The sequence below is a fragment of the Pontibacter sp. JAM-7 genome (assembly GCF_048548695.2).
Taxonomy (GTDB): domain Bacteria; phylum Pseudomonadota; class Gammaproteobacteria; order Pseudomonadales; family Balneatricaceae; genus Neptuniibacter.
The window spans coordinates 56,154-70,201 of sequence record NZ_JBLYIF020000005.1 but is presented as its reverse complement, the minus strand read 5'-3'; the positions used below and the strand labels follow the sequence as shown (position 1 = coordinate 70,201).

14 protein-coding genes are annotated in these 14,048 nt (G+C 51.2%); 10 read left to right on the top strand and 4 right to left on the bottom strand.

The features are described 5' to 3' along the window. Window positions 1-75: 75 nt before the first annotated feature. Complete coding sequence (locus ACFVYJ_RS08165; protein WP_419415171.1) at window positions 76-411, top strand: SCP2 sterol-binding domain-containing protein; 336 nt, start codon at window positions 76-78, stop codon at window positions 409-411. Here the strand turns inward: ACFVYJ_RS08165 and nudC are convergent. After that, window positions 385-1,194 carry an NAD(+) diphosphatase gene (gene nudC / locus ACFVYJ_RS08160; RefSeq protein WP_419415172.1) on the bottom strand — a complete coding sequence of 270 codons (810 nt, stop codon included), beginning with the start codon at window positions 1,192-1,194 and terminating at the stop codon, window positions 385-387. The genes ACFVYJ_RS08165 and nudC overlap by 27 nt on opposite strands. Before the next feature lie 188 nt (window positions 1,195-1,382). Here nudC and nhaB point away from each other — a divergent pair, with 188 nt between their 5' ends. Together nhaB and ACFVYJ_RS08150 are read left to right on the top strand one after the other, a co-directional pair. After that, window positions 1,383-2,888, top strand: a complete 1,506-nt coding sequence (gene nhaB / locus ACFVYJ_RS08155; RefSeq protein ID WP_419415173.1) for a sodium/proton antiporter NhaB — start codon at window positions 1,383-1,385, stop codon at window positions 2,886-2,888. A gap of 126 nt (window positions 2,889-3,014) precedes the next feature. After that, the gene (locus tag ACFVYJ_RS08150) at window positions 3,015-3,434 is read left to right on the top strand and encodes a GFA family protein (protein ID WP_419415174.1); all 420 of its coding nucleotides are present in this window, start codon (window positions 3,015-3,017) and stop codon (window positions 3,432-3,434) included. A gap of 1 nt (window position 3,435) precedes the next feature. Here ACFVYJ_RS08150 and dnaQ read toward each other — a convergent pair whose 3' ends face one another. The 3 genes from dnaQ to ACFVYJ_RS08135 are packed head-to-tail and all read right to left on the bottom strand — an operon-like array spanning window position 3,436 to window position 5,334. After that, window positions 3,436-4,140: a DNA polymerase III subunit epsilon gene (gene dnaQ, locus ACFVYJ_RS08145; RefSeq protein WP_419415175.1), complete on the bottom strand. Its 705-nt coding sequence runs from the start codon at window positions 4,138-4,140 to the stop codon at window positions 3,436-3,438. Beyond that, window positions 4,137-4,574, bottom strand: coding sequence for a ribonuclease HI (rnhA, locus tag ACFVYJ_RS08140; protein ID WP_419415176.1), 438 nt, complete (start codon window positions 4,572-4,574; stop codon window positions 4,137-4,139). The genes dnaQ and rnhA overlap by 4 nt, the downstream gene beginning before the upstream one ends. Then, a complete protein-coding gene (locus ACFVYJ_RS08135; protein ID WP_419415177.1) occupies window positions 4,561-5,334 on the bottom strand; it encodes a class I SAM-dependent methyltransferase in 774 nt (257 codons plus the stop codon). Before ACFVYJ_RS08135 ends, rnhA begins: the two co-directional genes overlap by 14 nt. A gap of 109 nt (window positions 5,335-5,443) precedes the next feature. On the opposite strand from ACFVYJ_RS08135, the gene gloB reads away from it, so the two are divergent. The 7 genes from gloB to ACFVYJ_RS08100 all read left to right on the top strand — a co-directional run bounded on the left by gloB (window position 5,444) and on the right by ACFVYJ_RS08100 (window position 13,845). Next, window positions 5,444-6,217, top strand: a complete 774-nt coding sequence (gene gloB, locus ACFVYJ_RS08130) for a hydroxyacylglutathione hydrolase (RefSeq protein WP_419415178.1) — start codon at window positions 5,444-5,446, stop codon at window positions 6,215-6,217. Between the two features lie 70 nt (window positions 6,218-6,287). After that, a complete protein-coding gene (locus tag ACFVYJ_RS08125; RefSeq protein WP_419415179.1) occupies window positions 6,288-7,907 on the top strand; it encodes a LysM peptidoglycan-binding domain-containing protein in 1,620 nt (539 codons plus the stop codon). 17 nt (window positions 7,908-7,924) lie between these two features. Beyond that, entirely contained in the window at window positions 7,925-8,173 is a 249-nt protein-coding gene (locus tag ACFVYJ_RS08120) for a hypothetical protein (RefSeq protein ID WP_419415180.1), read from the top strand. A 101-nt stretch (window positions 8,174-8,274) separates the two neighbouring features. Then, window positions 8,275-10,119: an extracellular solute-binding protein gene (locus ACFVYJ_RS08115; RefSeq protein ID WP_419415181.1), complete on the top strand. Its 1,845-nt coding sequence runs from the start codon at window positions 8,275-8,277 to the stop codon at window positions 10,117-10,119. Next, window positions 10,116-11,213, top strand: coding sequence for a microcin C ABC transporter permease YejB (locus tag ACFVYJ_RS08110; RefSeq protein ID WP_419415182.1), 1,098 nt, complete (start codon window positions 10,116-10,118; stop codon window positions 11,211-11,213). The genes ACFVYJ_RS08115 and ACFVYJ_RS08110 overlap by 4 nt, the downstream gene beginning before the upstream one ends. A 2-nt stretch (window positions 11,214-11,215) precedes the next feature. Further along, window positions 11,216-12,250, top strand: a complete 1,035-nt coding sequence (locus tag ACFVYJ_RS08105; RefSeq protein ID WP_463255139.1) for an ABC transporter permease — start codon at window positions 11,216-11,218, stop codon at window positions 12,248-12,250. Continuing rightward, window positions 12,247-13,845: an ABC transporter ATP-binding protein gene (locus tag ACFVYJ_RS08100; RefSeq protein WP_419415183.1), complete on the top strand. Its 1,599-nt coding sequence runs from the start codon at window positions 12,247-12,249 to the stop codon at window positions 13,843-13,845. Before ACFVYJ_RS08105 ends, ACFVYJ_RS08100 begins: the two co-directional genes overlap by 4 nt. Window positions 13,846-14,048: the final 203 nt, after the last annotated feature.

Below are 14,048 nucleotides of genomic sequence, written 5' to 3'. Positions count from 1 at the left end.
TCAGCTATCAGCGCGAAAGACGCTAATGTATCATAAAACCCCATGCATCGAAGCTGTCCTATGGAGTCTGAAGCAATGAATGAAACGCTGACTGTCAACCGAGTGGTTGAAAAATTACCCAGCCGTTTTATCGCCACCGAAGCCGATGAACTGGAAGCCGTATTTCAATTTAAACTGCACGATGATGAAGACTTCTATATTCATATAAACGGTTCGGACTGCTCAGCCAGTCTGGGCAGCCATCCCGACCCCCATGTCACCCTGCTGATGAACGCGGACACCATGTTTGCCGTCATCAGTGGCGAGAAAGATGGTATGAGTGCATTTCTAACTGGCAAACTGCGGGCAGAAGGCAATGTTATGCTCGCCACCCGGTTGGGAAAACTATTCAGTCGGGAAAAACGCAGCTGAACTCACCGGCGCCTCAGCACCAATTTCCTGAAAAAACTGCTCTATCAGTCCTCTGGCAATCGAGAACTTTGGCGGCAGGACAGGCAACCCGTCGATACCAAACCAGTCGGCATGAACGATCTCTTCTCCATCCGGCTGAATCTCCCCACCGGCATAATCCGCGAAGAAACCTAACATCAGTGAGTGCGGGAACGGCCATGACTGCGAACGGATGTAGCGAATGTTTTTCAGCTGAATGCCAACCTCTTCGGCGACTTCCCTTGCTACCGCGGCTTCTGCAGTTTCACCCGCTTCAATGAAACCCGCCAACAAACTGTAACGTCCATCGGCAAAACGACTGGCATGCGCCAATAAACAACGATTGCCATTGCGCACCAGGACAATGACACAGGGGTTGGTCGGTGGGTAATAATGACGTTCACATGCCGGGCACCGCATCGCCACTTCAGTCATGGCGCGGTGCAGCGCAGATGCACAGCGCGGGCAATACCGGAACTGAACATGCCAATTAGCCAGCTGAGCGGCCCTGGATAACAGGGTTGCCATCCGCAGATCCGTAGCATTTGCCAACAAATTCCGTAAATTTCCTGCCTGCACCGCCTCAGGCAGCGTTGCCTGCTGCAGTATCGCCAATTGCGGAGCATCCGCAACAGACAAGTTATCACCCAAGACATAACAGACCTCTACCGGCAGTGTCTGCAACTGTTGCTCAGAACAACAGAACACCCCTTCTGCATCTGTCAGTAGCTTTCCATCCTGCGCTAGCCAATATGTCGATTTCATGCAAATTCTGCTCATCTTGTCATTTTCGCACCAGCAGCATTCATACTTTTTCAAAGCAGCTTCAGCTATCGGAACTTCATGCTTACAGGCTGAAATTACTGATGTATTCTTCAGCTTTAACCCAGTTACTGATAATCTTGGGCTGCAAAAAAGTCACATAAGAATGACTCTTATAATAGGAACCCGCAATGAGCAACTCGTTACCGCAAGCCTTTGTGAACAATTTTCTGGGGAATTCTCCAGTCTGGTACAAACAGGCTATTCTGGCCTTTTTGATCATAAACCCAATCCTGCTGGCCACAATAGGGCCAGTGATAACCAGCTGGTTATTAATCTTTGAATTTATTTTCACTCTGGCATTAGCCCTCAAATGTTACCCGCTACAACCCGGCGGTCTGCTGGCAATTGAGGCCATTATCATGGGTTTGGCCACTCCCGAGTCAGTGTCACATGAAGTAGCGAGCAACTTGGAAGTTATTCTGCTGTTGATGTTTATGGTTGCCGGCATCTATTTCATGAAAGATATGCTGCTGTTCGCGTTCACCAAAATCCTGCTTAAAGTGCGTTCCAAAAAACTGTTGGCATTGCTGTTTTCATTGTCTGCGGCGTTCCTCTCTGCGTTTCTGGATGCGCTAACTGTTACTGCGGTGCTGATCAGTGTTGGTGTCGGTTTTTACGCCGTTTACCATAAGGTGGCATCCGGCAAAACCTATCACAACCCGGAACATGACCACGCCAACGATACCTCAGTGCAGGAAAACCACCGGGAAGATTTACTCCAGTTCCGCTCATTTCTGCGCAGCCTGATGATGCACGGTGCGGTGGGTACCGCCTTAGGCGGAGTTTGCACCCTGGTGGGCGAACCACAAAACCTGCTAATTGCGGAGAAAGCCGGCTGGGACTTTGTAGAGTTTTTCGTGCTCATGGCACCAATTACCATGCCGGTATTACTAGCTGGATTGATCACCTGCCTCTTGCTTGAGCAATTCAAACTGTTCGATTACGGCGCGACACTACCAGAAAATGTGCGCAACATTCTGATCGATTTTGATGGCGAGCAAAGCGCCAAGCGCACCACCAAGGATAAAGTGGCGCTGATGGTTCAGGCGGCCATTGCCCTCTATTTAGTATTTGCTCTGGCCTTTCACCTGGCTGCGGTTGGCTTAATCGGTCTGACCATCATTATCTTCCTGACAGCGATGAACGGGATTGTCGAAGAGCACCAGATTGGTAAAGCATTTGAAGAGGCCCTGCCCTTTACTGCACTGCTGGTAGTGTTTTTCTCCATCGTATCAGTCATACATGAACAGCATCTGTTCCAGCCAATCATTCATGCTGTGCTGGCAATGGATATTGAACAGCAACCTTCGGTATTTTTCATCGCTAACGGCATCCTGTCAGCAATCAGTGACAACGTGTTTGTGGCAACGGTGTACATCAATGAAGTAGTCGCCGCCCTGAATGCGGGAGAGATAACTCGTGAGCATTTTGACAGTCTGGCAATTGCCATCAATACCGGCACCAACATTCCGAGTGTGGCAACACCCAATGGCCAGGCTGCCTTTCTGTTCCTGCTGACATCGGCGCTGGCACCATTGTTGCGCCTGTCCTACGGCAAGATGGTTTTTATGGCTCTGCCCTATACCATTGTGATGAGCGTTGTTGGCTACATAGCGGTAGTAAATACGCTATAAATTTTCAACTGCTCAAAAAAAGGCTGACCATTGTCAGCCTTTTTTATTGCCTGACTTCAGCAACAGAATCTGGAGAAACATCCTGCAGAGGCCTACACTGAAGCGTCGACATTAAAAGGAGGCACTATGACCAGCGACATCAGCTACCCCATTGAAGGTGCCTGCCAGTGTGGCGGTGTTACATACCGCCTATTAAGGCCAGCTAAATTGATTGCGGCCTGCCACTGCCGCGAGTGCCAAAAGCTATCCACCAGCGCCTTCAGTATCACTGCTGTGGTTGATGCGACTGATGTGGAATTTAACGGCCGTATGAAAGAGTGGCAGCGCAAAGCTGACAGCGGCAATACCATTGCCGCGAAATTTTGTCCGAATTGCGGTAATCGCATCTATCACTTTAACCCGGATAAGCCTGAAGAGATCAGATTGAAGCCCACCAACCTATCCGATACCCGAATAATTCAACCAACGATACATATTTGGGTCAGTGAGAAGCAGGACTGGTATACCCTGCCGGAAGGCGTTACCTGTTATCCAAAGCAGCCCTGATTCAGTCTTGCTCTGACTGTTTGAGCCAGACACAGTCGCCGGATTTATTCAAACGCTGCAGGAAAGCATCGTGGTCCGATAACTCATCCATATCCGGGGTCAGCACAGGTAATTCCAATGCTGATTCCAAACGTCGGATCCTACTGCCACCCTCATCATTATCATCACCCCCTGCCAGTGACAAGTTTGTTTGCCCCCCCGTCAGCGCCAGATAAACATCCGCCAGAATCTCAGAGTCAAGCAACGCACCGTGCAGCTCACGATGACCATTTTCGATGCCATAACGTTTACACAGAGCATCGAGGTTATTTTTCTGGCCGGGATGTTTCTTACGTGCCAGTAACAGGCTGTCGGTGATCAGGCATATATTCGCAACACGCTCTGGATGATTATTGCGTTCCAACTCAGTATCAATGAAGCCAACATCAAACGCGGCGTTATGAATGATCAGTTCAGCGCCACGGATAAACTCAATAAACTCATCCACCACCTCAGCAAAACGCGGTTTATCATCCAGAAAATCATTGGTGATACCGTGCACCTGAACCGCTTCTTCGTCCACATCACGATCTGGTTTGACGTATTGGTGGTAAGTTTTACCGGTCAACCGGCGGTTGAACATCTCAACACAACCGATTTCAATAATATTATGCCCTTGAGCGGGTTCCAGACCGGTGGTTTCCGTATCCAGTACTATCTGTCTCATGCTGCTACTTCCTCGGCACCCCGATTGGCCAATTGATCCGCCAGTTCATTTTCAGGGTGGCCACTATGCCCCTTGACCCAGCGCCAGTCGATCTGGTGCGGTTGCGTTGCCTGATCCAGGCGCTGCCATAGATCGGCATTTTTCACCGGTTTATTGGCTGAGGTTTTCCAGCCTTTACGTTTCCAGCCAGACAACCACTCGGTAATCCCCTGACGCACATATTGAGAGTCAGTGGTCAGCACCACCTCACAGGGACGATTGAGCAATTCTAATGCTTGAATCGCTGCCATCAGTTCCATTCGATTATTGGTGGTATCAGGTTCACCACCATAGATCTGCTTTTCAGCATCACCATAGCGCACCACCGCGCCCCAGCCTCCCCGGCCAGGGTTACCCTTACAAGCACCGTCTGTAAAAATTTCAACGGTTTTCACGCATCTGTCCCCTTGCGGTCGGTTTTGCCACTGGGATATTGATCAAACGACGTAACCCCCACCCTGATCGGATCGGTGTCATTCCGGCAATATCCTTGCGAGCCAGTACCAAAGAAAAAGCACCATAATGGCCTACACCACCGCGCTCATAACGCTCCAGCCATCGGCAGCGTGCACGCCAGCGTTGATTATCGAAAGGGGGCAGATAATACCCGGAAAGGTGTTTCAGTTCAGTCAATTCGAGCAATTTTAACCAATCCGACAGACGCCGGTGACTGAGAAAGTGGCCACACCAGGGCGGCGTTTGGCGACGGTTGCGGCACAAACGGCGTGGGCTCCATAAACTAAGCGGATTAAACCCGATCACCACCAGATGCCCACCGGGGCGCAAGATGCGTGAAGCCTCTCGCAGCACCTGGTGTGGAGCCGGTGTGAAATCCAGCGCATGATGCAGTAACACCACATCCATTGACTCATGGGTCAACGGCACCTCATGGCTTAGTGCCACCAGCTGCGCCTCATCCATCCCAAGTTCCAGCTGGGGTGCAATGGCAAAACAGTGCTGCACCGGACTGGACTCCCAGAGCTTGACCCGGCTATCGACAGAAAACTGCACCAGCTCCATACCAAACAACCCCGGCAGAACCCGATCGAGCAACGCTCGTTCCCGCTGCAGCAACTCCTGACCCAATTCAGAGTCAAACCAGTTGCGCAGTGCGGGCAAAAGTGTCGGTAACGAAGGCTGAACCTGAAAGCTCATATAGCAACTTAACCCTGTGTGCGTGGCATCACAAAAAGCCTATGTCAGTGTATGATGCATCCTAACCGCTAAGTTTTTTGAAGACCAGAGTAGATCGTTGAGGTTAATCATGTATCAGGTCACCCCTATTCCAGCTTTTCAGGATAATTATATCTGGTTGATTCACTCGCCGGAGAGTAATCAGGTTGCCGTGGTCGATCCCGGTGATGCCGCACCGGTTGAAGCCTACCTGAGAGCGCATAATCTGCAGCTCACCGCCATACTCATCACGCATCACCATCCGGATCATACTGGCGGTGTAAGCAGCCTGACCGACACCCGCATCGTGCCGGTGTATGGCCCTGATAACTCACCTTTTAAAGGCATCAATCAACCCCTGAGAGATGGTGATCACATTTCTCTATTTGGTCATGCGTTGCAAATCAAAGCCACACCCGGTCATACGCTGGATCATATCTGCTATTTCAAACCCGGTGCTGTACCCCAGTTATTCTGTGGCGACACCTTATTCCTTGCCGGGTGTGGCCGCCTGTTTGAAGGCACACCTGAACAGATGCTGACAGCCATGAACTATTTCCAGCATCTTCCTGAGCAAACAGAAGTCTACTGCACCCACGAATACTCTATGGCCAACCTGAAATTTGCGACCGCGGTCGAACCAAATAATAACGCCATTCATACCATTACCGAGCATTGCGATGAATTACGCCAGCAGGATCAGCCGACGCTACCTTCTCACGTCATTACAGAGCAACAGATTAATCCGTTTATGCGTACCGCTGAAACCGATGTAATTAAAGCCGCTGAGCAGTTCACTGGCCAAACAGGACTGTCCCAGGTGGAAGTCTTTGCGGCCATCCGTGAGTGGAAGAATCAGTTCTGATTCTAGTCAGTTGACCGCATGTGCCTCACTGTTAGAATGACCGGATAATTTTTATAAATACAGCGAGCCCATGCCTTTAATTTCATCGCGCATTGCAGCCCTTGTGGTTAGCACTCTGGTACTAAGCGGTTGCCAGACCCTATCAGAACACACTCAGCGCTCAACAGCAGATGAAGTGTCCTCCCAGTCTTCTAATATAGCTGAGCGGCCCGCGCAAAAGGTGGTCACACAGGTCTCGCCTGAGAAAGAATCAATACGGCCTACAGCCCACGAGCCAGAGGCCGTTACCGACCTCTGGCAACAGACTCGAGCCGGCTTCAGCCTGGCACCATCGCTGGATCAACCGCGGGTTAAAGCGCAGCTTAAATGGTATAGCAAGCACCCCCACTACATGGAGCGCACCCTTAAACGGGCAGCCCCCTATTACCATCATATTCTGCAGCAGGTACAGCAGCGCGGCCTGCCGGTCGAGCTGGCGTTACTGCCGATTGTCGAAAGTGCCTATGACCCGTTTGCATACTCTCATGGTCGCGCTGCAGGTGCCTGGCAGTTCATTCCGTCTACGGCCCAACACTTCGGCTTGAAACAAACTTGGTGGTATGACGCTCGCCGCGACATTCTTGAATCCACCGATGCTGCCCTAACCTATCTTGAACAGTTAGCCAAGCGGTTTGATGGCGATTGGTTACTGGCGTTAGCGGCATATAATGCTGGCGGCGGTAATGTATCTAAAGCAATTCGTAAGAATACCAAGCAAGGCCTGCCCACTGACTTCTGGTCACTGCAACTACCAAACGAGACAGAACGGTATGTACCCAAGTTACTGGCGGTTACCGAGCTACTGCGCAATCATGACCAGTATGGTCTGAACCTGCCCTCCCTGCCGGATGAAGCGTTTTTCTCTGTCGTCGATACGCAAAGCCAGGTTGATCTTGCCTGGGCAGCGAAATTGATCGACCTTGATGTAGAAGCACTGTACCTGTTGAATCCTGGTTTCAACCGCTGGGCAACCGACCCGGCGGGGCCTCACCGCTTACTGGTGCCGACTGATAAAGCAGCACAACTGAAAGCCGCACTGGCACAGACGCCACCGGAAAAGCGCATGCAATGGCAGCGCTATACTATCCGCTCCGGCGACTCGCTGATCAGCATCGCAAAACGTTTTAACACCACAGTGACATTGCTCAAAACCAGTAACCAGCTAAGCAGCAATCGCATACGTGCAGGCAAGACCTTACTGATTCCCACCGCCAGCCAACAGGCTGACAGTTACGTACTCAGCGAAGTACAGCGTCACCAGCGCCAACAAAACCGGGTCAAGAGCAAAGCTGCTTCAAGCCGTTACCATACAGTCAAACCGGGTGACAGCCTGTGGCAGATCGCCCGTAGCTACAAGGTCAACCTGAAAGCGCTGGCCCGCTGGAACAATATGGCTCCCGGCGATACTCTAAAACCGGGCAAAAAGCTGCTTATCCTAGCCAGCAACGGCAGCAGTCGCAGTGATGATATTCGCGCCAAAAACCGAAAAATCGGCTACCGTGTACGCTCGGGTGACTCATTACACAAAATTGCCGGACGGTATAACGTAGCCGTAACCGATATCAAACGCTGGAACAACCTAGACCAGTCCAAATACCTCCAGCCTGGACAGCAATTGACCCTATATATTGATGTGCGTAAAGCACGCTAACTTTTGAGTATTACCCTATGGATGCCCTGAGTATCTTTATCATTGCTGTCTCTGTGGTGTTAGCAATCGCCTTCAAGTGGTTCCTATTCCACCGTATACAGCAATGGATGGATCAGGATCTGATCAACGGTCTGGCAGAGGGTAATACTGACAAGCAGCAATTCCTGCAACAGCACTACCACCAACTGCGCCAGCAGAAGATTAAACGCCGACAAGTGGCTGAAATGCTCACCCAACTTGCCGCAGAATTTGAACAAAAACAGTAACCTGCTGTCTGTTTAGTCTATTCACATGGGCTGGCGACAAAACCCGCTGCCTGATATAAATGAGTTTTCGCTGAAATCTCGACGATAAGGAATTTCGCGCGATGCAACTGGTAAAACACTGCCTTCAGTCTTCACACAATGTATTTCGTGCTTTGCAGGTGCTCTGTCTGATCCTATGCAGTGCCATAGCGTGGCAAGCAACGGCAGCGACCCAACATGGCATTGCCATGCATGGCGACCTGAAGTATGCCGCAGGTTTTAGTCACTTTGATTACACGAATCCTGATGCGCCCAAAGGTGGCAAGGTGGTGCAGTCATCCATAGGCACCTTTGACAGCTTTAATCCCTTTATCATCAAAGGTACGCCAGCGGATGATATCGGTCTTATCTATGACAGCCTGTTAACCCGTGCCCAGGATGAGCCTTTCTCTCTTTACGGTTTATTAGCGGAGTCCCTTGAGGTACCAGACGATCGCAGCTGGATTATTTTTAACCTTAATCCCAGCGCTAAGTTTTCTGATGGTCAACCCGTAACCGCAGCGGACGTGGTATATACCTTCACGCTATTACGCGAACAGGGCGCACCATTCTTCCGCGCCTACTATGCGGATATCGAGCAAATAGAAGCATTGTCACCTCTACGGGTTAAATTCACTTTTAAACACAACCTTAACCGAGAGCTGCCGCTGATTGTTGGTGAGGTCGGTATTCTGCCCAAACACTACTGGCAGGATCGAGATTTCACCAAACCCAGCCTGGACATCCCGGTGGGATCCGGCCCATACACTCTGGCCAGTTTTGATGCCGGTCGCAGCGTCACCTTGCAACGTAACCCTGATTACTGGGGCAAAGACCTCGCCGTAAACCTAGGTCGCTACAATTTCGACAGCCTGGTATACGACTATTACCGGGATGGCACCGTAGCCATGGAAGCATTCAAGGCAGGCGAATACGATTTCCGCCAGGAAAACAGTGCCAAGCGTTGGGCCACTGAATACAACGGTCAGGCATTCGACAGCGGCGATATTATTACCCACCAGCTGACGCACAAAAATCCCACGGGGATGCAGGCTTTTATCCTGAACCTGCGCCGAGCGCAGTTTCAAGATGCCCGGGTACGTGAAGCGTTGACCATGGCGTTCGATTTCGAGTGGACCAACAAAAATATCTTCCACAACGCCTATACCCGCACCCACAGTTATTTTTCAAATTCAGAAATGGCTGCCTCCGCACTGCCAACGCCCGAGGAATTGAAGATTCTGGAGCCTGTGCGTGATCAAGTACCACCAGAGGTGTTTACCAAGATATACCGGGCACCGGAAACCGATGGCAGCGGCCGCATTTACAAAGAACTACGTACCGCCAAGCGCCTGCTGCAAGAAGCGGGATGGGAGTTCCAAGATGGTAAGCTGGTCAACACCGAAACCCAGCAACCTTTCATTTTTGAAATGTTATTAGTACAACCAGCCTTTGAACGCGTGGTCGCACCCTTTATTCGCAACCTGGAACGACTCGGCATCCAGGCCAGTATCCGTATCATTGATGTGTCGCAATATATCAACCGACTACGCAGTTTCGACTTCGATGTAATTGTCAGCAGCTTCGGCCAGTCCAACTCCCCCGGCAACGAACAACGTGACTTCTGGCATTCGTCGCTGGCAAATGAACCCGGCAGCCGCAACATTATCGGCATCAAAAACCCCGCCGTTGATTACCTGGTTGAACAAATCATTACCGCACCTGACCGCAAGCAGTTAGTACTTCGCGTCCGGGCACTGGATCGTGTGCTGCAATGGAATCACTACGTGGTGCCGCAGTATCACATCAATAGCTATCGTATTGCTGTGCGTAAATTTATTCAGATGCCTGAGGTACGTCCGGATTACAATCTGGGTTTTGATACCTGGTGGGCGGCTCCGGCAACGGGAGACAACCGCCAGCCATGACCGCCTATATCCTGCGCCGGTTACTGCTGATTATCCCAACCTTGCTGGGCATCCTGACCATCAATTTCATCATTGTTCAGGCAGCACCTGGTGGCCCCGTGGAGCAGGCAATCGCCCAACTGGAAGGACTTGATGTTGGTGCCACTGCACGCATCAGCGGAGCGCAAACCGACCTAACGAGCCAGGGACCAAGCAACACCAATAGCGAAGGAAATTATCGCGGCGCACGCGGACTTGATCCAACCCTGGTGAAAGAAATTGAAGCCCTGTACGGCTTCGACAAACCAGCGCACGAACGCTTTTGGGAGATGCTCAAAAATTATGCCCGGTTTGATTTCGGTAACAGCCTGTTCAATGATAAATCCGTGGTGGATTTGATTATCGAAAAGATCCCGGTATCCATTACGCTGGGGCTGTGGACCACGCTAATCACCTATATGATTTCAATTCCATTGGGCATCCGTAAGGCTGTCAGAGACGGCACCCCGTTTGATATCTGGACCAGCTCGGCAATTATTGTCGGCTACGCTATCCCCAACTTCCTGTTTGCCATCCTGTTAATCGTGGTCTTTGCCGGTGGCACTTGGCTGGATTGGTTCCCATTGCGTGGCCTGACATCGCCCGATTTTGACCAACTCTCACTCTGGGGCAAGGTAGTGGATTACTTCTGGCATATTACGCTGCCGGTACTGGCCTCCGTCATCGGCAGTTTCGCAGCGCTCACCATGCTGACGAAAAATTCGTTCCTTGATGAGATTAACAAGCAATACGTGCTTACCGCCCGCGCCAAGGGTTTATCCGAAAACCAGGTACTCTATGGCCATGTATTCCGCAACGCCATGCTTATTATCATTGCCGGCATGCCCGCAGCCCTGATCTCGATTTTTTTCACCGGCTCTATGCTGATTGAAGTCATCTTCTCCCTGGACGGAATCGGGCTACTGGGTTACGAGGCAGTGATTAACCGCGACTACCCGGTAATCTTTGGCACCCTGTACATCTTTACCCTGATCGGCTTATTGCTGAAACTGATCAGTGACATTACCTATGTTCTGGTCGATCCCAGGATCGACTTTGAAAGCCGGGAGCATTGAGCATGGCAATGTCTCTCAGCCCGCTGAATCAACGCCGTGTCGCCAACTTCCGTCATAACCGTCGCGGATACTGGTCACTATGGATATTCCTTGCCTTGTTCCTGCTCTCACTGTTTGCCGAATTGCTGGCCAATGACCGGCCGCTGATGGTGAAATTTGCAAACAATTTCTACTTCCCAGTGGTGACGGATTACACCGAACTTACTTTTGGCGGAGACTTTGAAAGCCCTGCCGATTATAAAGCCCCCTATATCCAGGAGCTGATTGAAGACCGAGGCCAGGGCTGGATCCTGTGGCCGCCAATTCCATTCAGCTACAGCACCATTAATTATGACCTGCCGGTACCGGCACCGTCTCCACCCAGCAGCGAAAATCTGCTAGGAACTGATGACCAGGGCCGTGATGTCATGGCTCGGGTGATCTATGGTTTTCGCATATCGGTGTTGTTTGCCGTGGTACTGACACTGGCCAGCTCAGTGATTGGCATTGTCGCCGGTGCCGTACAGGGCTATTACGGTGGCAAGGTCGACTTACTGTTTCAACGCTTTATCGAAATATGGTCAGGCTTGCCGGTACTGTTCCTACTGATTATTCTCGCCAGCGTAGTAGAGCCAAACTTCTGGTGGCTACTGGGCATTATGCTGCTGTTTTCCTGGATGAATCTGGTAGATGTAGTACGTGCTGAGTTCCTGCGTGGCCGCAACCTTGAGTATGTGCGGGCAGCTCGGGCACTGGGTTTAGGTAACCGCAATATCATGTTCAGGCATATCCTGCCAAATGCCATGGTTGCCACCCTGACTTTTATGCCGTTTATCTTTAATGGCTCTCTGGTAACCCTAACCGCACTGGATTTCCTGGGCTTCGGCCTGCCCCCGGGGTCGCCCTCACTAGGTGAACTGGTGGCCCAGGGCAAAGCCAACCTGCATGCCCCGTGGTTAGGTATCTCGGCTTTTGTTGTTTTATCCCTGATGCTCAGTCTGTTGATCTTTATCGGCGAAGCCGTGCGTGATGCATTTGACCCAAGGAAGGTGCAATGACCCAGCCTCTACTTCAGGTAACCGATCTGGCCGTTGAATTTATCCAGCGTGACCAGCCGCCTATTGAAGCGGTCAAACAGATCAGTTTTACCCTGAACAAGGGTGAAACACTGGCACTGGTTGGCGAATCAGGCTCTGGTAAATCCGTTACGGCCATGTCGATTCTGAAACTTCTCCCCTACCCCAAAGCCAGACATCCCAGAGGCGAAGTTATGTTCCAGGGACAATCATTGCTGCCTCTGGAAGAGCCGCAGATGCGCAAACTTCGGGGTAGCAAAATCAGTGTAATTTTTCAGGAGCCGATGACCTCCCTTAACCCATTACATACACTGGAAAAACAGGTCGGCGAGGTACTGTTTCTGCATCAGGGACTGAAAGCCAAAGCCGCCCGGGAACGTATTATCGAACTGTTGGATCTGGTGGGCATTACTGACCCGGTTAGCCGTTTAGGTAGCTACCCTCATGAGCTATCCGGCGGCCAGCGTCAACGCGTTATGATCGCCATGGCACTATCCAATGACCCTGAGCTGCTGATTGCTGACGAGCCCACCACCGCGCTGGATGTCACGATTCAAGAGCAGATACTCCAGTTGCTGCAGGATCTACAATCGAAGCTGGGCATGGCAATTCTACTCATTACCCATGATCTGAATATTGTGCGCCGTTATGCGCATCAGGTCTGCGTGATGTATCAGGGTGAGCAAGTAGAATCGGCAACCACCAAGCAACTGTTTGCTGCGCCACAGCACCCCTACACCCAGAAGTTGCTGGATGCAGAACCCACCGGACATGCACCGCCATTGCCTGAAAACGGCGCTCCGATTCTGCAAACTGAAGCCTTAAAAATCTGGTTCCCAATTAAAAAAGGCCTGTTACAACGCACTGTTGATCACGTCCGTGCTGTGAATAAAGCCGACCTCAATCTTCACAAGGGCGAGACTCTGGGTATCGTTGGCGAATCCGGCTCAGGTAAAACGACGCTGGCTTTGGCGATCCTCAAGCTGATTCGCAGTGAAGGTCGCATTATGCTGGATAACACTGACATCTCGGCCCTGAGCCAGCGCGAAGTAAAACCTCTGCGCAAACAGATACAGATTGTGTTTCAGGACCCCTATGGTAGCCTGAGCCCGCGCATGTCGATCGCTGAGATCATCGCCGAAGGCTTGGAAATACACTACCCCGCCCAGCAGCAAGACCATGACCGCATGATCTGCGATGTCCTATCGGAAGTCGGTATCGATCCAACGAGCCGTAACCGTTACCCCCATGAGTTCTCCGGCGGTCAACGCCAGCGCATCGCCATTGCCCGAGCCCTGGTACTGCAACCTGAACTGATCGTTCTGGATGAGCCCACCTCGGCCCTTGACCGTACTGTACAGAAACAGATCATTGAGCTGCTACGCCGCCTGCAACAAACCCATCAGTTGAGTTATCTATTTATCAGCCATGACCTGGCCGTGGTGAAAGCCCTAAGCCATCGGGTGCTGGTGATGCACCAGGGCGATGTTGTTGAGCAGGGTGACGTAAACCAGATATTCAATGCGCCACAACAGCCCTATACACAAAAGCTGCTAAGTGCTGCTTTCAGCCAGTAAATCGTAATACTGCACCCACTTTAGGCTGTGCGACAAATAGCCCTTATTCGTCATTCTTTAGAGCAAAACTGTCTAACTATGGTTTTATTTACGGTACAATGAAACCATAGTCTTACCCTGCCAAATATGATCCCAGAATTATCGGACTGCCTTCCTTCTAACACCTAACGGGTGGCCAGTCCCATAATTCTACGAGGTAATCA

Bases quoted from the DNA above. Each gene is read 5' to 3' on its own strand.
- ACFVYJ_RS08165 (WP_419415171.1), top strand. From the start codon at position 76: ATGAATGAAACGCTGACTGTCAACCGAGTGGTTGAAAAATTACCCAGC.
- nudC (WP_419415172.1), bottom strand. From the start codon at position 1,194: ATGAAATCGACATATTGGCTAGCGCAGGATGGAAAGCTACTGACAGAT.
- nhaB (WP_419415173.1), top strand. From the start codon at position 1,383: ATGAGCAACTCGTTACCGCAAGCCTTTGTGAACAATTTTCTGGGGAAT.
- ACFVYJ_RS08150 (WP_419415174.1), top strand. From the start codon at position 3,015: ATGACCAGCGACATCAGCTACCCCATTGAAGGTGCCTGCCAGTGTGGC.
- dnaQ (WP_419415175.1), bottom strand. From the start codon at position 4,140: ATGAGACAGATAGTACTGGATACGGAAACCACCGGTCTGGAACCCGCT.
- ACFVYJ_RS08135 (WP_419415177.1), bottom strand. From the start codon at position 5,334: ATGAGCTTTCAGGTTCAGCCTTCGTTACCGACACTTTTGCCCGCACTG.
- gloB (WP_419415178.1), top strand. From the start codon at position 5,444: ATGTATCAGGTCACCCCTATTCCAGCTTTTCAGGATAATTATATCTGG.
- ACFVYJ_RS08125 (WP_419415179.1), top strand. From the start codon at position 6,288: ATGCCTTTAATTTCATCGCGCATTGCAGCCCTTGTGGTTAGCACTCTG.
- ACFVYJ_RS08120 (WP_419415180.1), top strand. From the start codon at position 7,925: ATGGATGCCCTGAGTATCTTTATCATTGCTGTCTCTGTGGTGTTAGCA.
- ACFVYJ_RS08115 (WP_419415181.1), top strand. From the start codon at position 8,275: ATGCAACTGGTAAAACACTGCCTTCAGTCTTCACACAATGTATTTCGT.
- ACFVYJ_RS08110 (WP_419415182.1), top strand. From the start codon at position 10,116: ATGACCGCCTATATCCTGCGCCGGTTACTGCTGATTATCCCAACCTTG.
- ACFVYJ_RS08105 (WP_463255139.1), top strand. From the start codon at position 11,216: ATGGCAATGTCTCTCAGCCCGCTGAATCAACGCCGTGTCGCCAACTTC.
- ACFVYJ_RS08100 (WP_419415183.1), top strand. From the start codon at position 12,247: ATGACCCAGCCTCTACTTCAGGTAACCGATCTGGCCGTTGAATTTATC.